22 protein-coding genes, 1 tRNA gene and 5 pseudogenes are annotated in these 21,546 nt (G+C 66.9%); 18 read left to right on the forward strand and 10 right to left on the reverse strand.

Annotated features, from left to right (window positions below):
• The 3 genes and pseudogenes from I004_RS35585 to I004_RS39155 all read left to right on the forward strand — a co-directional run.
• A partial coding sequence (locus I004_RS35585; RefSeq protein WP_037977500.1) for a hypothetical protein occupies positions 1–470 on the forward strand: 470 nt, incomplete at its 5' end.
• 622 nt (positions 471–1,092) lie between these two features.
• A complete protein-coding gene (locus I004_RS0123395) occupies positions 1,093–2,688 on the forward strand; it encodes a sodium:solute symporter family transporter (RefSeq protein WP_028437502.1) in 1,596 nt (531 codons plus the stop codon).
• Between the two features lie 239 nt (positions 2,689–2,927).
• A pseudogene (locus I004_RS39155) lies at positions 2,928–3,156 on the forward strand (tyrosine-type recombinase/integrase); the annotation flags it as partial.
• Between the two features lie 227 nt (positions 3,157–3,383).
• Here I004_RS39155 and I004_RS40480 read toward each other — a convergent pair.
• The 3 genes and pseudogenes from I004_RS40480 to I004_RS0123410 all read right to left on the reverse strand — a co-directional run bounded on the left by I004_RS40480 (position 3,384) and on the right by I004_RS0123410 (position 4,055).
• Positions 3,384–3,509, reverse strand: a complete 126-nt coding sequence (locus tag I004_RS40480) for a hypothetical protein (protein WP_486580191.1) — start codon at positions 3,507–3,509, stop codon at positions 3,384–3,386.
• 58 nt (positions 3,510–3,567) lie between these two features.
• A pseudogene (locus I004_RS40485) lies at positions 3,568–3,819 on the reverse strand (PIN domain-containing protein); the annotation flags it as partial.
• The gene (locus I004_RS0123410) at positions 3,816–4,055 is read right to left on the reverse strand and encodes a ribbon-helix-helix protein, CopG family (protein ID WP_028437503.1); all 240 of its coding nucleotides are present in this window, start codon (positions 4,053–4,055) and stop codon (positions 3,816–3,818) included. The pseudogene I004_RS40485 and the gene I004_RS0123410, both read right to left, overlap by 4 nt.
• Positions 4,056–4,194: 139 nt before the next feature.
• On the opposite strand from I004_RS0123410, the gene I004_RS35600 reads away from it, so the two are divergent.
• The 4 genes and pseudogenes from I004_RS35600 to I004_RS38425 all read left to right on the forward strand — a co-directional run bounded on the left by I004_RS35600 (position 4,195) and on the right by I004_RS38425 (position 8,338).
• Positions 4,195–5,244, forward strand: coding sequence for a beta family protein (locus I004_RS35600; protein ID WP_037977502.1), 1,050 nt, complete (start codon positions 4,195–4,197; stop codon positions 5,242–5,244).
• Positions 5,245–5,250: 6 nt separating this feature from the next.
• Positions 5,251–5,508: pseudogene (locus tag I004_RS0123420) on the forward strand (transposase); the annotation flags it as partial.
• Between the two features lie 968 nt (positions 5,509–6,476).
• Entirely contained in the window at positions 6,477–6,965 is a 489-nt protein-coding gene (locus I004_RS35605; protein WP_051345353.1) for a pentapeptide repeat-containing protein, read from the forward strand.
• Between the two features lie 662 nt (positions 6,966–7,627).
• On the forward strand, positions 7,628–8,338 hold the full coding sequence (locus I004_RS38425) for a TIGR02391 family protein (protein ID WP_158677076.1): 711 nt from the start codon (positions 7,628–7,630) through the stop codon (positions 8,336–8,338).
• A gap of 570 nt (positions 8,339–8,908) precedes the next feature.
• Here I004_RS38425 and I004_RS39605 read toward each other — a convergent pair.
• The gene (locus I004_RS39605) at positions 8,909–9,184 is read right to left on the reverse strand and encodes a hypothetical protein (RefSeq protein WP_158677077.1); all 276 of its coding nucleotides are present in this window, start codon (positions 9,182–9,184) and stop codon (positions 8,909–8,911) included.
• A gap of 589 nt (positions 9,185–9,773) precedes the next feature.
• Between I004_RS39605 and I004_RS38430 the strand changes: the two are divergent.
• The 7 genes and pseudogenes from I004_RS38430 to I004_RS35620 form a co-directional block, all read left to right on the forward strand.
• Positions 9,774–9,938 (forward strand): annotated as a pseudogene (locus I004_RS38430) (DUF2637 domain-containing protein); the annotation flags it as partial.
• 19 nt (positions 9,939–9,957) lie between these two features.
• Positions 9,958–10,149, forward strand: a complete 192-nt coding sequence (locus tag I004_RS38435; RefSeq protein WP_078511716.1) for a mobile element transfer protein — start codon at positions 9,958–9,960, stop codon at positions 10,147–10,149.
• 15 nt (positions 10,150–10,164) lie between these two features.
• Complete coding sequence (locus tag I004_RS0123435; RefSeq protein ID WP_028437505.1) at positions 10,165–10,359, forward strand: hypothetical protein; 195 nt, start codon at positions 10,165–10,167, stop codon at positions 10,357–10,359.
• A 13-nt stretch (positions 10,360–10,372) separates the two neighbouring features.
• Positions 10,373–10,651 (forward strand): hypothetical protein, encoded by a 279-nt coding sequence (locus tag I004_RS0123440; RefSeq protein WP_028437506.1) that lies wholly within the window; start codon positions 10,373–10,375, stop codon positions 10,649–10,651.
• A gap of 150 nt (positions 10,652–10,801) precedes the next feature.
• On the forward strand, positions 10,802–12,142 hold the full coding sequence (locus I004_RS35615; protein WP_037977503.1) for a replication initiator: 1,341 nt from the start codon (positions 10,802–10,804) through the stop codon (positions 12,140–12,142).
• A complete protein-coding gene (locus tag I004_RS0123450) occupies positions 12,139–12,354 on the forward strand; it encodes a helix-turn-helix domain-containing protein (RefSeq protein WP_028437507.1) in 216 nt (71 codons plus the stop codon). Before I004_RS35615 ends, I004_RS0123450 begins: the two co-directional genes overlap by 4 nt.
• Positions 12,354–13,526, forward strand: a pseudogene (locus I004_RS35620) (tyrosine-type recombinase/integrase). Before I004_RS0123450 ends, I004_RS35620 begins: the two are co-directional and overlap by 1 nt.
• A gap of 60 nt (positions 13,527–13,586) precedes the next feature.
• Here the strand turns inward: I004_RS35620 and I004_RS0123465 are convergent.
• A tRNA-Gly gene (locus I004_RS0123465) sits at positions 13,587–13,660 on the reverse strand.
• A gap of 222 nt (positions 13,661–13,882) precedes the next feature.
• Between I004_RS0123465 and I004_RS40490 the strand changes: the two genes are divergently transcribed.
• The 3 genes from I004_RS40490 (at position 13,883) to I004_RS0123475 (ending at position 15,330) form a co-directional block, all read left to right on the forward strand.
• The gene (locus tag I004_RS40490) at positions 13,883–14,074 is read left to right on the forward strand and encodes a hypothetical protein (protein ID WP_078511718.1); all 192 of its coding nucleotides are present in this window, start codon (positions 13,883–13,885) and stop codon (positions 14,072–14,074) included.
• Between the two features lie 136 nt (positions 14,075–14,210).
• On the forward strand, positions 14,211–14,786 hold the full coding sequence (gene dcd, locus I004_RS0123470) for a dCTP deaminase (protein ID WP_028437508.1): 576 nt from the start codon (positions 14,211–14,213) through the stop codon (positions 14,784–14,786).
• Positions 14,787–14,817: 31 nt separating this feature from the next.
• Entirely contained in the window at positions 14,818–15,330 is a 513-nt protein-coding gene (locus tag I004_RS0123475; protein ID WP_028437509.1) for a phosphoribosyltransferase, read from the forward strand.
• Between the two features lie 13 nt (positions 15,331–15,343).
• On the opposite strand, the gene I004_RS0123480 is transcribed toward I004_RS0123475, so the two are convergent.
• Both I004_RS0123480 and I004_RS0123485 read right to left on the reverse strand, forming a co-directional pair.
• Complete coding sequence (locus I004_RS0123480; RefSeq protein ID WP_158677078.1) at positions 15,344–15,925, reverse strand: DUF5994 family protein; 582 nt, start codon at positions 15,923–15,925, stop codon at positions 15,344–15,346.
• Between the two features lie 153 nt (positions 15,926–16,078).
• On the reverse strand, positions 16,079–16,624 hold the full coding sequence (locus I004_RS0123485; RefSeq protein WP_028437511.1) for a GNAT family N-acetyltransferase: 546 nt from the start codon (positions 16,622–16,624) through the stop codon (positions 16,079–16,081).
• A 324-nt stretch (positions 16,625–16,948) separates the two neighbouring features.
• Here I004_RS0123485 and I004_RS35625 point away from each other — a divergent pair, with 324 nt between their 5' ends.
• The gene (locus tag I004_RS35625) at positions 16,949–17,203 is read left to right on the forward strand and encodes a hypothetical protein (protein ID WP_037977504.1); all 255 of its coding nucleotides are present in this window, start codon (positions 16,949–16,951) and stop codon (positions 17,201–17,203) included.
• Here the strand turns inward: I004_RS35625 and I004_RS0123495 are convergent.
• From I004_RS0123495 to I004_RS0123505, 3 genes are all read right to left on the reverse strand, one after another.
• On the reverse strand, positions 17,200–18,174 hold the full coding sequence (locus I004_RS0123495) for a Yip1 family protein (RefSeq protein WP_028437512.1): 975 nt from the start codon (positions 18,172–18,174) through the stop codon (positions 17,200–17,202). The genes I004_RS35625 and I004_RS0123495 overlap by 4 nt on opposite strands.
• 162 nt (positions 18,175–18,336) lie before the next feature.
• The gene (locus I004_RS0123500; protein ID WP_028437513.1) at positions 18,337–18,747 is read right to left on the reverse strand and encodes an ATP-binding protein; all 411 of its coding nucleotides are present in this window, start codon (positions 18,745–18,747) and stop codon (positions 18,337–18,339) included.
• A 453-nt stretch (positions 18,748–19,200) separates the two neighbouring features.
• Positions 19,201–21,528, reverse strand: coding sequence for a (Fe-S)-binding protein (locus I004_RS0123505; protein WP_028437514.1), 2,328 nt, complete (start codon positions 21,526–21,528; stop codon positions 19,201–19,203).
• Between the last annotated feature and the right edge of the window lie 18 nt (positions 21,529–21,546).

Consider the following 21,546-nt stretch of genomic DNA (forward strand, 5'->3'; position numbering starts at 1 on the left):
CGCGACGGGCGGCACACCCGATCCGGCCCGGCTGGCGCACCGTGCTCGGCCTGCCGCGTGCCGTGTTCGCGGTTGCCACGTTCGTGGGTGCGATGGTGCTGGGAGTCGGCGCCCTGACAGCAGAGGGTCCCACCGCGCGGTACGGAGCATTCGTCCTGCTCATCGGGCTGTGCGGGGCCACGGTCGGTACGGTTGTCCAGCTGCGCCATGTTCTGACGCACCCGGTCGTGGCCGACGACGAGGTCTCACTGACCGCCGACCGCATCATGCGTGTCGAGGACGCCCGCGACGTCACCACGCCAACCGTGGTGTGGTGCTTGCCGGCCGCCTCGGTGTTCGACACCGCGCCTGGCTGGTGGGTCGCTGCCTGGTGCGTCTTCGTCGCCCTGAGCGCCGTCTCCCTCGCCCTGATCACTGTGTTGACCGGGCTGGCGGCACGGCGGCGCGGAACACCACTGGCACCCCGGTGAACCGATGATCGTCATCGATTCGACCTCCCCCGTCCCGCCGTTCGAGCAGCTCCGCGCCCAGCCCGCCCGGCAGATCCAGGACCACACACTGGCCGTGGGGACCAGTTGTCGACCATCCGCGGCCTGGCCGTCAGCACCGTCGGCCGGGCCTACCGGGAGCTGGAGGAAGCAGGGCTGATCGAGCCTCGCGGACCGGCCGGCTCGTTCGTCTCCGCAGCCGGCGGGCAGGGACGCGAACGGGCACGCCGCGCCGCCGAATACGCCACCGTCATCGCCGGCGTCGGCATCGACACCGACGAGGCCATCCGCATCGTCCCAGGCGGCACTGACCAACGGCACCACGCGGGGCACGGACTGATCGAGCTGCGGACGGTCAACTCACCTCCCAGTCCGCCATCTTGTCCGTTACATCCTCACAACACAGACCCGATCTCCGTGGCCACACCCACAAGCCCCCAAGAGGGCGACGCAAGGGGAAACCAAACTCACGAGTCATCAGATAACCTCCGGTAACACCGACAAGCCACGCCGAGACCGCGAACGCACGGGCGCCCCGCGGGGCCCGTGCTCATCACCGGAGCAACCAAGATGAACTCCCCTCACCGAGCAGGCTGTTCGGCATATGAGTGACTTCCTCGAGCCACGCTTCCTCGCCGTGAGCCTGTTCATGCTGTTCATCGCCGCCTGCCTGTTCCTGGCCATGTGGGTCAGCCCGGATCTGCGCAGCGGCGACGGATTCTTCCGCGAGGGCAAACAACTCGGCACCGTGCCCACAGGCTTGGCCGTCGCCAGCGAAGTCATGCCCACCGCCGCCGTGCTCTACCTGCTCGGCACCGTCGCCTTCAGTGGTGTCGACGGAGTCATCCTCTTGTTGTGCGCGGCTGCGTCTCCCGTGCTGATGCGGCGCTGGCTGGCCGGCAGACTGCCCGCGGCCAGAGGCCGGACCTTCGGCGAGATGGTCACCCGCCACCTGTCACACCGGCCCGCCAAGCGCTGGGTGGGGGCCGCGTGCCTGGTGGCTGTCGTACCCCTGCTCATCGGGCAACTCCAGCCGCTCGGCCATGCCGCCCAACTGATCGGGCTGAGCGATCCGTTCTCCCGGCGGCTGGTTGTCATACTTGCCGGCGGATTGATCCTCGCCTGTGCCGCGATCGGCGCGGCCCGCGGTGCGACCATGCACCAGATCGGCACGGCCGCTTCCTTCCTGCTGATTGCCCCGGTAATGGCGGTCATGGTGGTGCTGCGCTTCGACGGTGACATCGGCACTCTGTTGGAGGCCGCCGAGCGGCAGCAGGGGGGCACAGGGGCTTATCTCGGCATCGGCGGCCTCTTCGGAGGGGGCGTCGCCGGGCACCTGGACCTCCTCGCCTACGCCGGCTGCGTGCTGCTCGGTGCGGCCTTCCTGCCGCACATCGTCGTACGCCTGGCCGGAGCACCGGATGCACGCAGAGCCCGTAAGGCGGCCGGTGTGGGGGCGGCCGCTCTGTGCTTCCTCGTCTCCACCGCCGTGTTCCTCGGCTTCGGCATCGCTGCCCTGGTCGGGCGCGAGGAGCTGGCCCAGGAGGGGCCGTTCGGCGGTGTGAACCTGGCATTGCTCGCCACGGCCCTGGACGGCAGCGAGACAGGCGACGTGGGCAAGCTCATGTTCTTCATCATGTGCGCCGTCTTCCTCACGATTCTCGCCTCCGCCTCAGTGTTGCTGCTGTCCGGATCCGCGTCGATCGTGCACGACTTGGGCCGCGGAGGCGGCGCCGAGGTGCAACCAGACGCCCGCCGCGACGGAGGAGCGGTGCGGGCCCGGCTGGCCATGGTGGGCCTGGGTGTCTTCTCGATCCTGATAGCGGCGCTGACCATCGACGTGAGCCCGCAGTTCTGGCTGGTCCTCACCTACACGGAGACGGTGTCGACGCTGCTGCCGCTGCTTGTGTTCAGCCTGGGCAAGCGGTCGATCCCGGCCGCGGCAATCAAGTACTGCGTCCTGGTGACCACCGTGATCAACCTGGTCCTGATCTTCTTCTCCCCCTTGGTCTCGGGCACCACCCACGCGGTCTTCCCGTACGCAGACTGGAGCATGTGGCCGCTGACCTCGCCGAGCATTCTGAGCGTGCCGACCGGATTCTTCATCTGCTGGGCCTTCACCCGGCGCGCACAGGCCGACAAGGACGCAGCGGGCGATGGCGGGGATGGCCGGCCGGTCACTGCATCGCTTCGACACTGAGCCCCAGCCGGGGGCACTCAACTGCTGACGCAAGCATCGGGAGCGAGGCCGCGCCCGCAGGAACCAAAGCGGGCAGGCATAGGTGCAAGATCGGTCGACTCCCGGCAGCGACGAACGGAAATGGTGCCTCCTCTGTCGGGGTGGCGGGTTCTGAACCCACGGTCTCTTCGTGCCGAAGTAATCCGGCAAGAGCAACGACGTGCGGACTCAGGTGCGTTGACCTTGTGGGGGACGTCCCCGGACACACCCTCTCGACGCAGCGCGGGGCCACCCTCAAGGACACGATGGTCCGTGCGGGCCAGTCCTCCGAGCGGGCCGCGTTGATCTATCAGCACTCGAAGATCGAACTCGGAGCGGCAGCGGGAGGTCGCCGGCGGGATCGACGCGCGGGTACGCGCTGAGTGAAAGAAGGCGGCGCAGAAGGACGGCGACGCGCCTTCTGGTGCGGATCTGGTGCAAGACGCTTAGCGCGGTCTAGACAACAAACAAGCCCCGGGCCTCTGGCCTGGGGCTTTGCGCTGGAGCGGGTGACGGGAATCGAACCCGCGCTCTGAGCTTGGGTATCACCGTGCCGCTGGAGCCAGATCGAGGGCTGACCTGCACTCATGAAGGCTGTGTGCGGCCTGGTACTGGCCCACGCGCGACCGGAGTGACCGTGGCTGTCCGGCCGTTCTGGCACGGTCGCCCAGGTGGTTCTACAGGTCGTCCGGCAGAAGCCGAAAAGCGTGATCGCCGGTGAGAGGGGTGACGGCTCTGAAGTCCCGGCGGTCGAGGGTCAGGATGATCTCGGTGTCGTACGCCTCGGCCAGAACGACGTTCAAAGCAATCGGTCAGATCGAGCCGCAGGGCCGCGTAGTGGTTCTGGACCTTACGGGCCTTGCGAAGTGTGCCGGCGGACAACTCGGGAATGGCAAAGCGTCCGGTTCGCTCTTGACTCAGCACCCAGTCGTTCACCGCGTATGCGGCCTTGCGGTCGACGTTGCGCGTGGTGATGTGTTCGATCTCCAAAATCACCAACGGTGATACCACGATGAGTGCTGCCTGACGCATGGCGGTCCGAGCGGCTCCGTATTCAGGATCCGAGGTGTTCAGTGCGGCCACCAGGCCGGAGGTGTCTCCGACGACGATCACTCGGCGTCCGCCACGCCGTCCGAGACCGCTCGATCGATCTCCTCGGCAGTGACCGATCCGCCGAAGTCCACGCTCGGGATGTCCCAGTCCTCATCCCAGCGACGGGTGCGCAGGGCCGCGAGGTGGAACGCCTCCCGGAAGTACTCCGACTCCGAGCGTCCCTCCCGAGCAGCCGCCTCCTTGATCAGCGCGAGGTCTTCTTCGTCGACCATGACGGTCGTCTTCTTCAAAGCCATATGGTTATGGTACCTCAGCCATAACTGCGTATTCTCGGTCGGAAGTCTGAATCGCGTCCTGTCCGTCCCATGTGTCGGCAGGCAACCTCAAGTCAATCCCTCCGACGAGGGCGGGCGTGCGTGGCTCCTAGGGGCAGTGATGGCGTATGTACCGATCCTGAAAGGCAAACGAGGCGAATTCACCGCGCTCGGGCAGATGGAGCCCGGCGTGCAGGCCGAAGTTCATCCGATCATGGAAGTCGTCGATGACGAGCGACTGCGGGATGTCATGGAGACCTTCCGCAAGAACGCTTGGGGCCAGCTGCCGCAAGGGCTGGATATCGCCGTGGACTGTGGCGGCCTATGGCATCACGGTGTGGTCGGCGGCGTCTGGACTGGACGCCCGATGCACTGGCTCAGCGAGGCGTTCGGAGCCTGGCTCCTCGCCCTGATCCCGGTCTTCCGACCGTATGACCCGCCCGGAGTGCTGACCGAGGTGCGTGACGTTCAGCGCGCTCACGGGCGAGGAGCGGTGCTCCGCGTCGATGTCCTCCTTGTTCCGGTCGGGTCTCCCACGGTGTCGCGTGAGGTGCGCACGGCCTTGCGTGCCGTGCATCTGGCCCCTGAGCAGGTGGACTTGGTGCTGGATGCCGGCCACGTGTCCGGGGATGACGCGGTGACTGACGCGCTCCCGCCAATGCTGGACGCGTTGCGATGGGCGCGGCAGGCCACGTGGCGCAACGTGGTTTTGGCTGCAGGGGCCTTTCCCAAGACTCTTCGGAAGCTGGCGCGAGGAATTCCCAACCGGATGCACCGGTGGGACGCTGCGTTGTGGCGCAAGGTGGTGAACTCTACGGACGGCATGCCACCGCACTTCGGCGATTACGGCGTAACGCATCCGGTCGCGCCGCGACGTGGCCGTGGCAGCATCCCCAACATTCGGTACACGGTCGGCGAGGACTGGCAGGTCTACGTCGCCCCTCAGGCGCTTCCGGGTAATGATGACTTTTTCGTGATCGCGCGGGAACTTCTGCGCTCGGAGTATTGGCCTGCCCGCGGGGAGGCTACTTCGTGGGGAGACGCGGAGTTGGCCATGTGCGCACGGGGACAGCGGGCGAAGGCCGGTGGCGGAGCGGAGTGGCGTGCCTGGGCCACTTCCCATCACTTGGCGGTTACCGCGGAGGCCCTGCGAACGACGGGCCGGCCGTGACCTTTCCACAAAGCCGCCGGCTTACGGGAGTTCGCCGCCCCACGGGACTGGCTGACCATCTACTACCTACCGCCCTACGCACCCGACCTCAACCCGGTGGAAGGGATCCGGTCACTGCTGCGGCGCGGCTGGCTGTCCAACGTCGCCTTCAACACACCGGAACACCTCATCCAGCGCATCCGCCACGGCTTACGCCACATCCAGTACCGCCCCCGGCTCATCGACGGCTGCCTCACCGAAACTGGCCTCACCATCAGCCCCTGAGTCGCAGACGACACCACGAGTTCAACCTCAGTAGATCCGCCATCCCCCCAATGTGGCGGAACCTGCAGCTGGCCACAGCCGCGTCGACTGAAATTCACAGGATTCCCTCCTGCAAGGCGGTAGCCGAAGAGCGCACCTCTCGTGCAGTGGCGTGCTCTCTTGCGCGAGGACGGCACCGGGTGGCACAGAACCGTGCCAAGAGGACACGATGATCCGGGCAAACCCTCCTGCCGGCCTTCCAGGCTCAAGGTGGTGCGGGAGGTGTGCGAGGTGCCTGACCCGGGTTAGGGCCCAGCCCAGGAGAACTGCCTCTGAGCTGGGCCCTCTTGCTGGCATGAGGCGAGACTCGAACTAGCGTAGTGAGCCCTTATGGCGTCGGTACCCTCTGGACGTGCGGGGGTTGAGGCAGCGAGCCAGACAACGAACGCGACCACTCCCGGCGAGGGAGACTGGTCCGTTGAAACCCCCGGCTTGTGTCTGTTCGCTATGTTCGTCCGATGCTGCACCTGTAGGGGTGCTCAGGGGGCAAGGGGGAACGGGTGACTCCACGGCAGACGACACGCCGTACGGGTAGCGGAGAGCGAATAGGACGCGCGCCAAAGGTTCGCCGCCCTCTCCGCACAGCGGGCCCGGACGCTCGAAACCAGTCTGATTCGGCGGGCTCCGACAGGCACCAACGCCTCAACTCCTGGGGGACGGCACTCACCGGGGCGGCAGCCGTCGCGGCGCTGCTGTTCACAGGAATCTCCAGCTACCAGACACAGAATGAGCTCAAGAGCCGGACCCGCGAACTCGATATCGCACAGCAAGGCCAGGAGACCGACCGTCAAGGGCAGACCGCTGACAGGTTCACCACGGCCGTCTCCCAACTCGACGATGACAAGAGCGTAGATGTGCGACTGGGAGGCATTTACGCGCTACAACGCATCATGACGGATTCACCGGATGATCAGCCTACCGTCGTAAATGTGCTCTCTGCCTACGTTCGCACCCACAGTGAGGCCTCGAAACATGGGGGGTCGCAAGACGAAGAGGCCTCCGCGGAAGAAGACGTCCTCGCCGCTGCCCGCGCGCTGGGAGCGAGCGAGCCTGACTGGCGGGCGCAGGTCGACCTGCATGACACGTACTTGCGTGGGGCAGTTCTGCGCGACGCGGTTCTGGGCGGGGCGGTTCTGCGCGGGGCGGATCTACGCGACGCAGATCTGCTTGACGCGGTTCTGCGTGGGGCGGGTCTGCGCAACGTGGACCTGCGCGATGCGGACCTGCGCCGGGCGGATCTGGGTGGGGCGGATCTGAGTGGGGCAGATCTGCGCGGGGCGAAGCTGAGCGACGCGGATCTGGCCTTCGTGGACCTGCGCGATGCGGACCTGCGCGGAGCGGATCTGAGCGGGGCGGATCTGAGCGGGGTGGATCGGGAGGGGGCGAGAGGACTCCCGTCAGGTGACTCACGCTACTAACCTGAAGATCACTCAGGTGGTGCGGAGGTGGTGCAGGGTGCCTGAATCGGTCTAGACAACAGGAAGCCCCAGCTTGGAGACACTGTCCCTGAGCTGGGCCTTTTTCTATGGAGCGGGTGACGGGAATCGAACCCGCGCTCTGAGCTTGGGAATCACAGTGTCTGGGCGAGTAGTTGGCGCTCTGACGCAGCAGGCTGCACGTACGGGTCGTCTGGCAGGGTCCCCAACAGACCGCCGGTGACCGTGGTTTACCGACTCTACGGGCACGCGACGGGCACAGGGGCACGAGCACTCCAGGGAAGGTGACCCGACCCCTTGGCCCTGGCCGAGGGTGGAGGCAAGCGGCCGGCCGAGCGATACTTCGGATGCCTGGCGTCGGGCGGCGAGAAGTCAGCCCCACAGCGTCGACCCGTTGTGGAGGGGACCAGCCGTGGTCAAGCCCGGCAAGGGCGAGGCTCTCGGGCTACCGAATAACAGCATTGACTCAAATGAGTTCTCTGGGCTTCGGCATAGCCGTACCCGTGTCGCAGATCAACTAGAGAGCCCCATGCCGGAGCGGTGCGACGCCAGTCACCATCTGGAATCCACTGAGTCCAAACCCTGCCACATCAAGCCTCGTACGACTTACTGCGCTTAGCCCATGGTTGGACTACTCTTCCTCCGTGATTAAGTGGAGGAAGAAGCGGATCCTGAGGAATCTGCGCGATGAAATCGACCAAATGCGCATTAACCCGGGGACCGAAGGGCGTTGGTATAAATGGCATGCGTGGCACCGGACGGCTGAATTCGCGCTACGTCGTTTCTTTGGGAGCGACCATCCGCTTGTCGAAGAGTTCGGATCCATCTGGCCAGAAATGGCGAAATCCAGTAGCTATACGGTTTATCGAAGGGAGAACGCGTCTCAGTCGGTGGGGATTCTAAGTAACGCCATCTTGGAGTTGGATCTCGCGCATGGTCGAGGAGTGGAGAAGGAATTCGTATATGCGATAGACGAGGGTCTTAGAGCGCGCGTGCAGCACGCAATAGACGTAGAAGACTGGTCGGCTGTAGCGTCACTCGCTGCCACCTACGTTGAAGATCGTTTGCGTCTCTGGGGTGGTTTGGGGCATGACAGTTTCGGAGTAAATCTCATGACTCAGGTTCTCAAGCCTGAAAATGGAGTCTTGACCCTCGGCAGGACTTCTGGGGAAAGAGAGGGTTGGCATCAGCTGGGGAGAGGCTTCGCTGCTTCTTGTTCGAATGTGGACCGGCACAGAATTCAGGAGCGAGATGACCTCAAGCACTATGCGTTCGGGGTATTGGGCGCTGCGAGTCTGCTTATCACCCAACTGAAGCACGAGCGTGGAACGATTTTTGCATCACCTCGCCTCTAGGCAGCGATTATGGGGGCGTCATGCGTCGGTCGGTGGAGTCTCAATGGGCGAGTCAAGGTCGGCGGCAGCGTTGATCAGAAGTCGAAGAAGTGATGCGCCAGCTCTCTGACCTGCGGGTCAACAAGAGGCCCACAGCCTGACCTGCGAGTTGGCTGTGGGCCTCTGTCGTTGTCTGTCACCGTTGGGCTGCCTCGCACGGCCCCACGACGACCCGAACCTGCGTTCCGCCGGCCTCTCGTTGCGAACTTGAGGCGGGGCGGTCGCTGAGGTCTGCACAGGTCATCGACCCGGCTACTTGAAGGCCCTGAAGCGTGCCTACGGTCAAGGTGGTTGCTGTACTTCGCTGATGTACCGACTGCGAACGTCTGCCGAATTGCTTGCCTCGCGCTTTCATGAAGTGCTTTGTCCGATGGGGGGCAGCTCGGCGGAAAGTGCCTCCGAGCTCTGACCAGCGACAATGAGGAGTGGATCCGTGTTCTCGCTCCAGTCGGAGGCACATTCCAGTGAGCGGCCTATCGGGTCCTATCCGGTGTGCGCACCCCGGGCCGGGACCCGAGTCTAAACTCGCAATCAGCAGAAGTTGAGCTTGTTCATCAATTCTGACGCTTTGGGGGAGGGCCCGTGATTGTGCTGCCAGCGTGCCAGACGCTCTTTGATAACTCGTGTGTTGTTGGTCTTTGTCGCAACGCCGTGATGTCGAAGGAATGTCTTTGCCTCACGTGTCACCGAGGCGCACGATGAAGCTGCTTGACTCGATGCGGGTGCCGCAGATGCCGTGGACTGGGAAACCGCCGCCCCGCCGAGGATGACGAGGGTTGCGATCCCTGACGCCGCGAGCTTGCGCATGTCTTGCCTTTCCTTTAGGACGGAAAGCAGGAGTAACCTGCTCCTTCTGTCAAAGTTTTGCGGATGGCCTCGCCACGGTCAATGCATGCAGGTCGGATTAATTGACCCTGTGTCAGAATATTGAGTATGCGAGTATGAGGCGCCGCCCACCTGGCCAGCGTCAGCGCGCCGTTCCTTCGACCGGTAGATCGGCGAAGAGAACCAGAACCACGTACCGCGCTGTCTCCATCGAGATGTGCTCATGTCTCACGTGCCCAACCAGGGTCTACCGGCTTCCGAACCGTGCCAGCAGTCTTGCTAACTCGATAAGCCCCGTTCGACGCAGCCTTTCCGGCCCCGGCAGGAACCAGGGCGCCGCCCTGCTGCCATCCCGTCTGCCGTCGACCCGCACGTCAGTGGAACGGGCCTGCCCTCCCCTGTCCAGATGGAGCGCGCCGCTGTACAAACGATCTGGACAGGCCTCGCCCACGGCTCCAACGAGCCTGCGGCAACTGAGCGTTCGGAGCACACCGAGGCCCCAGAGAAGAAGCCGACGGTCCCGGTCGAGCGTGCGGTCTCGGATGAGCCGACCTCGATCAGCTCCGACCTTGCGCCGTCTGCGCCGCCCGTACCGGCCGCGCTCGTCGCGCACGCCCGGAAGGTCGCCGACGCACACCAGGCCCGTACCGGTTCCCCGATCGACACCGCGACCCTCCGCGCTCGCCTCGGTGTCCCTGCACCGCTGGCCGACCGGATCGCTGCCCAACTCACCTGACCAGACAGGAGAACTCGCCGTGTCCTTAAACCGCCGTTTCCGCCGAGTGACCCGCGTTGGCCCCGTCCAGGTCGGCACCGCACACGACCACCGCGGGCGAGAGAAGCACACCGCCGCTTGCACTGCGCCGCGCTGTGGCTTCTCCGCCGACTACGACTCTCGCGCCGCCGCTGAACTCGCCGCCCGCACGCACCGCTGCCCCGTCCGCTGAAAGGAGCCTCGTCCCGTGACCGTCAGCCTGCCCCTGGTCCTCGTCCTCGGCCTCATCGCCTGGGGAGCCGTGAAGTTCCTCGGCGTCCGCATATGGCTCGTCGTCGTGATTGCCCTCTTCGGCTTCTACCTGGTCGACACCTTCCTTGCTCCAGCGATCGACTCCGGCGCCCGCAACGGAGTCCAGGTCATCAACGGCACCCACGACTGAGAGGAGAACCGCCATGCTCTTCCGTCCTCAACTGCCCGACGCGCCGCAGTTTCCGGCGCCGTCCGGGACGCCCGTCGCCCCGGCCTCGGTCATCACGCATCACGCGTCGACCCCGGTCGTGCCGGCTCCCCGTCGGTCTCTGCCGTCCGTCAGCACTGGCGCCATCGGCCTCGTGCTCCTGGGCGGCGTTGTCCTGACCGCGCTCCTGACCGCCGTTGCGGTCTCGGCCATCTCCGTGGCCGTCGCTGCCGTCGTCCTGCGCTCGCTCCTGGGCGCACAGCACGGCCGCTGAGCGGCTACCGGGGCGGTCTCGATACCGCCAAGCATCCACCGCCCCGGCAGCCCGACCCCTTCCAGCCGAAGCCGAAAGGAGAAGACCATCATCACCCGCAAGAGCCCGACTCCACTCAAGGAACTCGGGACGCTCGCCTCAAACGGGGACCTGCCCGGTATCCTCCGCCAGCTCTCCACGCTCGGCGGCTGCACCAACCCCGTACGCCTCGCCGGGCAACGGACCGAACACCGTGTCGACACCGCGACGGGTGAGATCGGCGCTGTGCTGCACCGCCTCAACTCACAGGACATGCCCGCCGGTCACCTCCTGGTGCGATGCGGCAACCGCCGTACGACCCGCTGTGCAGCCTGCGCGGAGACCTACCGCCGGGACACCTTCCACCTGATCACTGCCGGTCTCCGCGGCGGCAAAGGCACACCCGAGACGGTCACCTCGCATCCGAGGGTCTTCGCGACGTTCACTGCCCCGAGCTTCGGACCGGTGCACAACCGGCCTACTGGGCCTGGTGGTTCAGTACGTCCTTGCCGGTGCGGCAGGCGTCACGACCAGGACGACGCCGTACTCGGCACGCCACTCGATCCCGACTCCTACGACTACGAAGCCGCTGTTCTGTGGAACGCGCACGCCGGGATGCTCTGGCGGCGCTTCACGATCTACCTGCGCCGTGAGGTCGCCAAGCGGGCGGGACTCACTCAGCGGGCCTTCCGGCACTTCGCCCGCGTCTCCTTCGCCAAGGTCGCCGAGTACCAGAAGCGAGGCGCCGTCCACTTCCATGCCGTCGTGCGTCTCGACGGGCCGACCGGCGGGGACAGTTCGCCTCCGGCCTGGGCAACCGCCGAGCTGCTAACCGACGCCATCAAGGCGGCTGCGGGGAAAGCCAGATTGGCCGGCCCCGTCGTCGACGAGCGCGCGCACTCCGTCACCTTCGGCCGCCAGCTCGACGTACGCACCATCCACGGACCCGACTTCGACGGCGGCCAGGAACTTACTGACCGCGCGGTGGCCGCGTACTTCGCCAAGTACGCCACCAAGGGGGCCGAGACGGCCACAGGAACGCTGGACCGCCGTCTGAGGTTCGTCGCGGAGCTGGCCCAGCTCGACATCAGTCCGCACGCCGAGCGGATGATCCGCACCGCCTGGGCCCTCGGTGCGCGTAAGGACCTGGCTCACCTGCGGCTGCGTGCCTGGGCTCACATGCTCGGCTTCCGCGGCCACTTCTCCACCAAGACCCGGCGCTACTCCACCACCCTCGGCGCACTCCGCAACGCTCGCGCCGAGTGGCGCCGTCTCCAAGCCGCCATGGCACGCGGCGAAAACGATCCACAGCCCGTGGACAACAACGGCTCCCGTGAAGAGACGACGCTCGTCCTCGCGCACTGGTCCTTCGTCGGAACCGGGCTCGATCCGATCGAGCAATGGCTGTCCGCGTCGCTTGCCGACCCCGGCACACCGACCGCCACCAGCACGGAAGGAGAGGTCGCACGATGACGGACCGATACCTCAGCGTTGACCAGGTCGCCGAACTCCTCGGCACAACAGCCCGGTTCCCGCGCCGGCTGATCGCCGAGCGGCGCATCACCTTCGTCAAGGTCGGCCGCCACGTGCGCATCCCAGAGAGCGCCCTGGCCGCGTACATCGAGGAGAGAACCGTTCAGCCGATGCGTCCGCGTCGTGCCCGCTCCCGGAAGGCGGCTGCCTGATGGCCAACAAGAGCGGGAAACGTCGCCGGTTCGGAGCTGTCCGCAAGCTGCCCTCGGGTCGCTGGCAGGCGCGCTATCCCGGCCCGGACGGGCTGATGCGTCCGGCTGATCGGACCTTCGAGACCAAGGCGGACGCCGAAGTCTGGCTCTCCCAGACCGAAGCGGACTTCACGCGCGGCGACTGGCAGGACCCGGATGCGGGAGCGGTCAACTTCGAAACGTACGCACGGCAATGGGTCGTCGAGCGCGGTCTGCGTCCGACAACAGCGGAGCTCTACCGCCGGCTTCTCCGTCTGCACCTGGTGCCGTTCTTCGGAGCGCTGGACGTCGACCAGATCACCGCGCCTCGTGTACGCACCTGGCGGACGGAGCGACTGGAGGAGACCGACGCACCGACCACCGTGGCGAAGGCGTATCGGCTGCTGAAGGCCATCCTCGAAACGGCCGTCGACGATGAGCTGATCCGCCGGAACCCCTGCCGCATCAAAGGTGCCGGGCAGGAGAAGGCACCGGAACGGCCGGTCGCAACGGTCGAGCAGGTCTACGCGATAGCCGACGCCCAGGGTCCGCGCTGGCGGCTGAATGGTTCTCCTCGGCGCCTTTGCCACGCTCCGCCCGGAGGAGCTGGCCGAGCTGCGCCGCGGTGACGTCGACCTGGACGCCGGAACGCTCCGTATCTCCCTCGCCTCACCGGAGCTGACAACCGGACGGCGGGTCACCGGCGAGCCGAAGTCGACGGCGGGGAAGCGCACGCTGATCCTGCCCGCGTTCATCCACACCGACCTGAAGCGGCACATCGAATGGTTCGCTGAAAAGGAGACGGACGGACTGCTGTTCGTCGGCGAAAAGGGTGCACCTTTCCGGCGCTCGACCTTCGGCCGAAGTGGCGGAAGGCCCGTACGAAGGCTGGCCTCTCGGAAGGCTTCCGCTTCTACGATCTTCGTCACACCGGAAACACCCTCGCCGCCGACACCGGAGCGAAGCTGAAGGACCTCATGGTCCGGATGGGACAGTCGTCTGTTCGCGCGGCGCTGATCTATCAGCACTCCTCGCTCACTCATCAGCGCGAGCTGGCCGACAGCATCGACGCCCGCGTACGGGCCCAGCGGGGGAGGGACGACGAAGCGCCGGCGGCCAAGCGTTCTGGCACGGATCTGGCACGCGACGCTTAGAACCATTGGAACAGCCTGCACAACAAACAAGGCCCGGGTCTGTGACCTGGGCCTTCGTCGTGGAGCGGGTGACGGGAATCGAACCCGCGCTCTGAGCTTGGGAAGCTCATGTTCTACCATTAAACTACACCCGCGAGGAGCCGTGCGATCATCGGCTTCAACGCCGGACACTCTACCGCATCACCGACCCCCGCCGCACAGGCTGAGGGGTCTTTTTGCTGCTCCGGGACGGGGTGGGGGCCGTCGGGGCAAGGGAGTTGGGGCGTAGCGTGGGTGGAGGGGAGCCGCCCGGAGGGCTGTCAGTTTGATCCCCTAATGTGGCTTTCGTCGACCACGTACTTGGGGAGAGGAGAGCGATGGAGGCCACCGTCGTTCAGTGTGCCGAGGGGCATGTGTTCAGTACCTCGCAGTTCCCGATGCAGAACCTCCGCAGCGGGCGCATCGGGCCGGGGCGGTTGCTTCGGTGTCCGCGGTGTGCGCGTCTGCGGCAGGCGGTGCCGGTGCCGGGCGCCCCGTCCGTGCCGCGTCCCGGTCGCCGCGAGCGGTAGCCGTACGGCGAGAGCCCGGGCGCGGGGTTGGGGAGCGGCGCAGACAAGTTCGGGCAGTGCGGGCGGTTCGCCTGCCGCATGAGGCCGGGGCCGGTGCGATTGGGCCGGCCCCTTGCCGTGCGCGTAGTCTCTGGCCGTGCTTCTCTCTGACAAGGACATCCGGGCGGAGATCGAATCGAGCCGGGTGCGGATCGATCCGTACGATCCCGCGATGGTGCAGCCCTCCAGCATCGACGTCCGACTGGACCGCTATTTCCGGGTGTTCGAGAATCACCGGTACCCGCACATCGACCCCGCCGTCGAACAGCCCGATTTGACGCGGCTGATCGAGGCCGAGGGCGACGATCCCTTCATTCTCCACCCGGGCGAGTTCGTGCTCGCGTCGTCGTACGAAGTGGTCACGCTGCCGGACGACATCGCGTCCCGCCTCGAGGGGAAGAGCTCGCTGGGACGGCTCGGGCTGCTGACGCATTCGACCGCGGGTTTCATCGACCCGGGCTTCTCGGGTCACGTGACCCTGGAGCTGTCCAACGTTGCGACGCTGCCCATCAAGTTGTGGCCGGGGATGAAGATCGGGCAGTTGTGCATGTTCCGGCTGACGTCGCCCGCGGAGCACCCGTACGGCTCGGCCCGGCACGGCTCGCGCTACCAGGGTCAGCGGGGGCCGACGCCCTCGCGTTCGTACATGAACTTCCACCGGACGCAGGTCTGATCCGGTCCGATCGAGAGGGAGGCACCGGAGCGTGAACGGCGAGGAGCGGGAGAACCTGACGTATCCGCTGTTCGGTGAGGCGGTACGGGAGTTGGCGCAGGCCGTCGCCGACGACGGGTACGACCCTGACATCATTCTGTCGATCGCGCGCGGTGGTCTCTTCGTCGCCGGCGGGCTGGGCTACGCGCTGGACGTGAAGAACCTGCATGTGACGAACGTGGAGTTCTACACGGGTGTCGGCCAGACCCTGGACATGCCCGTCATGCTGCCGCCGGTGCCCAACGTCGTGGATCTGAGCGAGAAGAAGGTGCTCATCGCGGACGATGTCGCGGATACGGGCCGGACGTTGAGGTTGGTGCAGGAGTTCTGCGCGGAGCACGTCGCGGAGGTGCGGAGCGCGGTGATCTACGAGAAGTCGCAGTCCGAGGTGAAGTGCGAGTACGTGTGGCGGCGTACGGATCAGTGGATCAACTTCCCGTGGAGTGTGGAACCTCCGGTACACAGGTCCGGAGAGGTGCCCAAGGAGAACAGGGAAGCGCTCTGAGCTGCCGCCTGGGTCACTCCCGGGAGCCGTGCCAGGCCGGGCGGGCTATGCCCGTGGCGACGAGGATCTGCTGACCCGTCTCCGTGTTGCCGATGTGCGTGGCCATGGTCATCGCGGCATGCGCCTCGTCGACCGTCGCGTCGGGGGAGATCGCCAGGAGCGAGAAGTTGTCGAGGGTGCCACGGGTGATGATGATCGTGTCGTCCCCGAGGGGAAACCAGTCGATCTCTATGAGCCGGCCTTCGACGAAGAGCGGCTCCCCGAGCCCGTCCCAGGCGTCGGCGTCCAGGCCGATGCGGTCGACGGGTCCGAGATGCTCGCTCAGCACACTCACCAGGCCGGGCAGCTCCGCGTGGATGTTGCGCGAGTGCGGCCACCAGGCCCCGTCGAACAGCCCGTCGTGGGAGGGCTCCGACTTCAGTCGCAGCGCCAACAGGCCCGGTTCGACGGGGAGATGGAGCGCGCTCAGCGCGGAGAGGTCCACGAGCGGCATGTTCGGCTCCGTGTCCGCGCTGCCCGCGATGTGGATGCCCGGTGCGCCCGGGGCGTCGGATATGCGCGGTGCCATGCCCGGGGTGCTCGGTTCGACCCTCATGGTGTCCGCCCCTCTGTCGCCCGGAGAGATCTGACCGAGGCCGACAGCCGGACGCCACTGGATCCGACGGCCGCCTCAATGGGCGTTTCCTCCCATTTTTTCCAAGGCTACTACCGGCGGATCAGGGCTACAGTGCGTCGCGCGCAACTCCTTCTACCTGCGAAGACGCCGGGTCCATGCCTCGAGTGGCGGGCGGTCGGGCGACGGCGTGATCTTCCCGAGGCTCTCCCAGCCCCATGAGCCGAGAGCGTCGCGGGCGGGCGCGTCCTCCTGGTCGATCAGCGTGACGGCGAGGCCGATGCTCGACGGGGACAGCAGGTGGTCCTGGAGGCGCGTCGCGATGCCGCGGCGACGGAAGGAGGGCAGCACCATCAGCTCGGTCATCACGAACACCCGGCCGGCCGCGGTGATTTCGGCCATCTCCTCGGGCAGCCGGCAGTGGAGTCCGTGCCACCACTGGTGGCTGCGTTCGGCGCGATAGCCGTAGACGCTGCCGACCAGTGCCCCGCCTGCGCTCGCGATCACCAGCTCGAAGCCGGCGAGCTGGACGTGCTCGCCGAGGCGGCGCAGATACTCCTGGCGGTCGTGGAAGGCTTCGCCGGCCGTGCCTCGGTACGCCTCGACGTACAGGTCGGCCACCGCATCCCGTTCCCGGTCCGCCTGCCACCGGCTGAGCCTCCGGAGGAACACCTCTGCCATCTCTCCGCCCCCTCCCCGCCTCGGCCACCCCCGTCTCGTGACCGACCTCGACCGGCATTGACCGGCCGTGACCGATCCTCCACAAGGAGAAGCTGAAAATACTGAGAATACTTTGTTTCCGGCGAATTCGGCTGGCTCGTTCCCTCTGTGAAGTGCCTGCCTTCAGCGGTGAGTTGCGGTCGCGGCACGTGCGACGTGGGACGCGAGGGGCCCTCTTACAGGCACGGGCGCTGTGTTTCGCGGGGGAAATGGGCACCCGCGCCCTGGAGAGGTATCCGCGCGGGCATGCCACGTACCCGCGCGAGCCGCATGAGAGGAGCGACCATGCTGGACATCCTCGTCACCGTCGGCGTCATCCTCGTGCTGATCGCGCTGGCGGCTTTGCTGCTGCACCTGATCAACACGCACCAAGAGCAGCGCATCGCCGCCACCCACTACGAGCGCTTCCACCCCGGCGACCCGCCGCCCACGGCGACGAACAGGGGAGAGGGGACAGCCCGCGGGGAGGGGCGTGAGCAGCGGGACGGTGAGGGACCGGAGAGGGGCGGCGGCGGACCGCCGCCCCGGGACACGCCTTAGAGCGTCCCCAGCTTGATCAGCACCAGCAGTGCCACGAGCTGGACCGCCGAGGCTCCCAGCGCCCGCGGCCACGCGATGTCGTGCGAGCGGCTGACCATCATGGTGAACAGCGCGCCGGCCGCCACCCATGTCGCCCAGCCGAGCACCTGGACGATCGGTGCGGTGCCGCCGAGGAAGAGCGCGACGAGCAGCCGCGGCGCGTCCGTCAGCGACATGATCAGCATGGACAGACCCACCGTCGGCGCCCATGCGCCGTCGCCACCGAACTGGCGGGCGAGCGTGTGCGTCACCGAGCCGAGGATGAGGCCGGCGAGCACCACCGCGATGCCCGTGCTGAGCACGTACGGGATCGCGCTGGAGAGCGTGGCGTGGATGACCTCCTCGCGGGCCTGGTCGAGGCCGAATATGGCCAGCAGCCCGTAGAGGAACGTGACGATGATCGCCGTGGCCCACACGCTGTGGTCGCGCATCTGCCAGAAGGTCGCGCTGGGGCGCAGCAGGATGCCGCTCAGCAGCTCCTTCCAGTGGAGGCGAGGACCGGGGGGCGATGCGGGGCGGCTGTAGTCGGGGCCGCCGTCGTAGCCGCCCGCCTGGCCGTACGGGTCGGGCACGGTGAAGGAGCGGGTGTGTCCCGCGGAGTTCGCATACGGGTCGGCGGCGGGGCCGGCCTGTCCCTGCCCGGGGCCTGCGGCGTAGGGACCGGGACCGAACTGCGGACCGCCGTTGCCGCCCTGGCCCGGTCCTCGGCCGTAGCCCTGTCCGGGGTGCGGCTGCCCGCCGCGCTGCTCACCGAAGTACTCGGGCTCCCCGTGACCGCGGCCCGTTCCGGGCCACTGCTGGGGCGCACGCTGTCCGTACGCTCCAGGGCCGGGCCCCGGAGCGGCCTGCCCCGGTCCCTGCGGTCCGCCGTACTGCCCTCGCTGCTGCGCGTTCCGGGAACCCCGGCCGCGTCCGATCCTGAAACCAGCCACGTCTTCGAACGTACCTTGTCCGCACGGCCGCAATGTCGGGCCGGAGAGATTGGGGACGGCTTTGTGGCCGATCCGGTACAACCCGTAGGGCTCACCCCTAGGGTCCGTCCTTCGGATCTCCGCGGGCCCACGACGCCGGCTACGGCACCTCGCTTCCCGGTCTCAGCCGCCTCCGGGCAGCTTCACCGCCAGCGTCACGACGGCGCCGGAGTCCGGGCCGGCCGGTTCGACGCTGAGCCTGTCGGTGACGAGGCGTGCGAGCCACAGGCCGCGGCCCGCGGTGGCTCCCGCGACACCCGGCGCCAGTTCGGGGATCACGTCCTCGGAGAAGCCCGGGCCGGAGTCCTCGACGCGGCACTCCAGTTCGCCCGCGAGGTGACGCATCACCAACCGCCCCGTTCCTCCGGCGTGTTCGACGGCGTTCGTCGCCACGGCGTCGACGGCGACCACGAATTCACCTCTGCGGGGCTCTGCGAGCCCGGCAGAGGCCGCGCACTCCTCGACCTCGATGCGGATGCGCGGGAGGTCACGGGAGGTGAAATGCAGTCGGCACAGGCGCTCGTTGGTCAGCATGCGCCCATCTCCTCGACGGTGGTCGGTCTACGAACCGGGTCCTCCCCTTGCCTGTACGGCGTGCAGGCCCGGTTACTTGTGCCCCGCACGTTATCGGGCTGTGTGCTTCGAGTGGAGAGGTGTAAGTGCCACTCGTCGGCGACCGCGGGCCGTATCGGGGCGTGACGCGTCTCCCGTCTCGCAGAGACAGGGGGGACAGGGCGGGTCTTCGCCGCCACGTCGCCGCCGTCCAGCAACGGGGTCGCCTCCTTCTGCTCGGGATTCTGCAGCCGCTGGTCAGCGAGGCTAAGGCGCGGGGTGCCGGTTGGGTATCCCCCGAAGGCGATTGACGTGTGAAGAACGCTAAGTGACTGAATAAGAACGGAGTTTGTCGCAAAAGAGCGGAGCCTGCCGTTCTGCACGGCAAGCCCCGCTCGTTCACGCGTATTTGTCCTGGGAGAGCGGCCCCGAACGCTACTTCGCGGGCTCAGGTTCCGTGCCCGTGCTCGCCTCCTTCTCCGGCTCCTCCGGCTCCTCCGGTTCGTCCGACGGGCCTTCGTCGTCACCGGGCGTGCGCACGGAGTCCAGCAGCAGCTGCGCGACGTCGACGACCCGCAGCTCCTCCTTGGCCTCCTTGTCGTTCTTCTTGCCGTTGACCGAGTCCGTCAGCATGACGAGGCAGAACGGGCAGGCGGTCGAGACGATGTCCGGATTCAGCGAGAGGGCCTCGTCCACGCGCTCGTTGTTGATGCGCTTGCCGATGCGCTCCTCCATCCACATGCGGGCGCCGCCCGCGCCGCAGCAGAAGCCGCGCTCCTTGTGGCGGTGCATCTCCTCGTTCCGCAGGCCCGGCACCTTGCCGATGATCTCGCGCGGGGGCGTGTAGACCTTGTTGTGCCGGCCCAGGTAGCACGGGTCGTGGTAGGTGATCAGGCCCTCGACCGGTGTGACCGGCACCAGCTTGCCCTCGTCGACGAGGTGCTGGAGCAGCTGCGTGTGGTGGATGACCTCGTAGTGGCCGCCCAGTTGCGGGTACTCGTTGGCGAGCGTGTTGAAGCAGTGGGGGCAGGTCGCGACGATCTTCTTCTTCGAGGCGGGCTTCTTCGTCGACTCGTCCTCGTCGTCCTCGCCGAAGGCGGCGTTCAGCGTGGCGACGTTCTCTTCGCCGAGCTGCTGGAAGAGGAACTCGTTGCCCAGACGGCGGGGCGAGTCGCCGGTGCACTTCTCGTCGCCGCCCATGATCGCGAAGTTGACGCCCGCGATGTGCAGCAGCTCGGCGAAGGCCTTGGTGGTCTTCTTCGCCCGGTCCTCCAGGGCGCCGGCGCAGCCGACCCAGTAGAGGTAGTCGACCTCGGTGAGGTCCTCGACGGTCTTGCCGACCACGGGCACCTCGAATCCGGTCGCCTCGGCGAGCTCCTTCGTCCACTCCAGGCGCTGCTTCTTGGCCAGGCCCCAGGGGTTGCCCTTCTTCTCCAGGTTCTTGAGCATCGTCCCGGCCTCGCTCGGGAAGGCGCTCTCGATCATCACCTGGTAGCGGCGCATGTCGACGATGTGGTCGATGTGCTCGATGTCGACCGGGCACTGCTCGACGCACGCACCGCACGTCGTGCACGACCACAGCACGTCCGGGTCGATGACCCCGTTCTCCTCGGCGGTGCCGATCAGCGGCCGCTCGGCCTCGTCCAGCGCCGACTGCGGTACGCCCTTCAACTGCTCCTCGGTCGCCTTCTCCTCGCCCTCCATGGTCTTGCCGCCGCCGGCGAGCAGGTACGGGGCCTTGGCGTGCGCGTGGTCGCGCAGCGACATGATCAGCAGCTTCGGCGAGAGCGGCTTGCCGGTGTTCCAGGCGGGGCACTGCGACTGGCAGCGGCCGCACTCGGTGCAGGTGGAGAAGTCGAGGATGCCCTTCCAGGAGAAGTCCTCGACCTGGGAGGCGCCGAAGCGGACCTCCTCCTCGTTGTCGTCGTCGAGAGCCGTCTCGAAGTCGATCTCCTTGCCGCCGGAGACCATCGGCCGCAGCTCGCCCAGCGCCGTGCCGCCCTTCGCGTCGCGCTTGAACCAGATGTTCGGGAAGGCGAGGAAGCGGTGCCAGGCCACACCCATGTTGGTGTTGAGCCCGACGACGATCATCCACACGAAGGAGGTGCCGATCTTGATGAGCGCGACGAGGTACGTCAGGTTCTGGAGCGCGCTCACGCTCAGCCCCTTGAAGGCGGCCACCAGGGGATACGAGACGAAGTAGGAGGCCTCGTAGCCGTGGACGCCGTGCAGCGCGCCCTCGAGTCCGCGCAGGACGAGGATGGCCACGCCGATGGTGAGGATGACGTACTCCACGAAGTACGCCTGGCCCGCCTTGGAGCCCGCGAAGCGGGACTTGCGGCCCGCTCGCGAGGGCAGGCTCAGCAGCCGGATGACGATGAGCGTGACGATGCCCAGCGTCGTCATCAGGCCGAGGAACTCCGTGAAGACCTCGTACGGCGCCCATGTGCCGATGAGCGGCAGCGTCCAGTCGGCCCGGAAGAGCTGGCCCAGGGCGTGGACGAGCGTCAGCACGAGCGCGAAGAAGCCGACGGCGACGAACCAGTGCGCGAAGCCGACGATGCCCCAGCGGTTCATCCGGGTGTGGCCGAAGAACTCGCGGGCCACGGTGAGCGTGCGCGCTCCGGGGTCGTCGGTGCGAAGGCCCTCCGGCACCGGCTGTCCGAGCCTGACGAAGCGGTAGATCTGCGCGATGGCGCGCGCGAACAGCGCGATGCCGACCGCGGCCAGCACCAGCGAAACGACGATCGCGGCGAGTTGCATGAGGGCTCCTCGGGCGGC

The organism is Streptomyces sp. TAA486 (assembly GCF_000426165.1).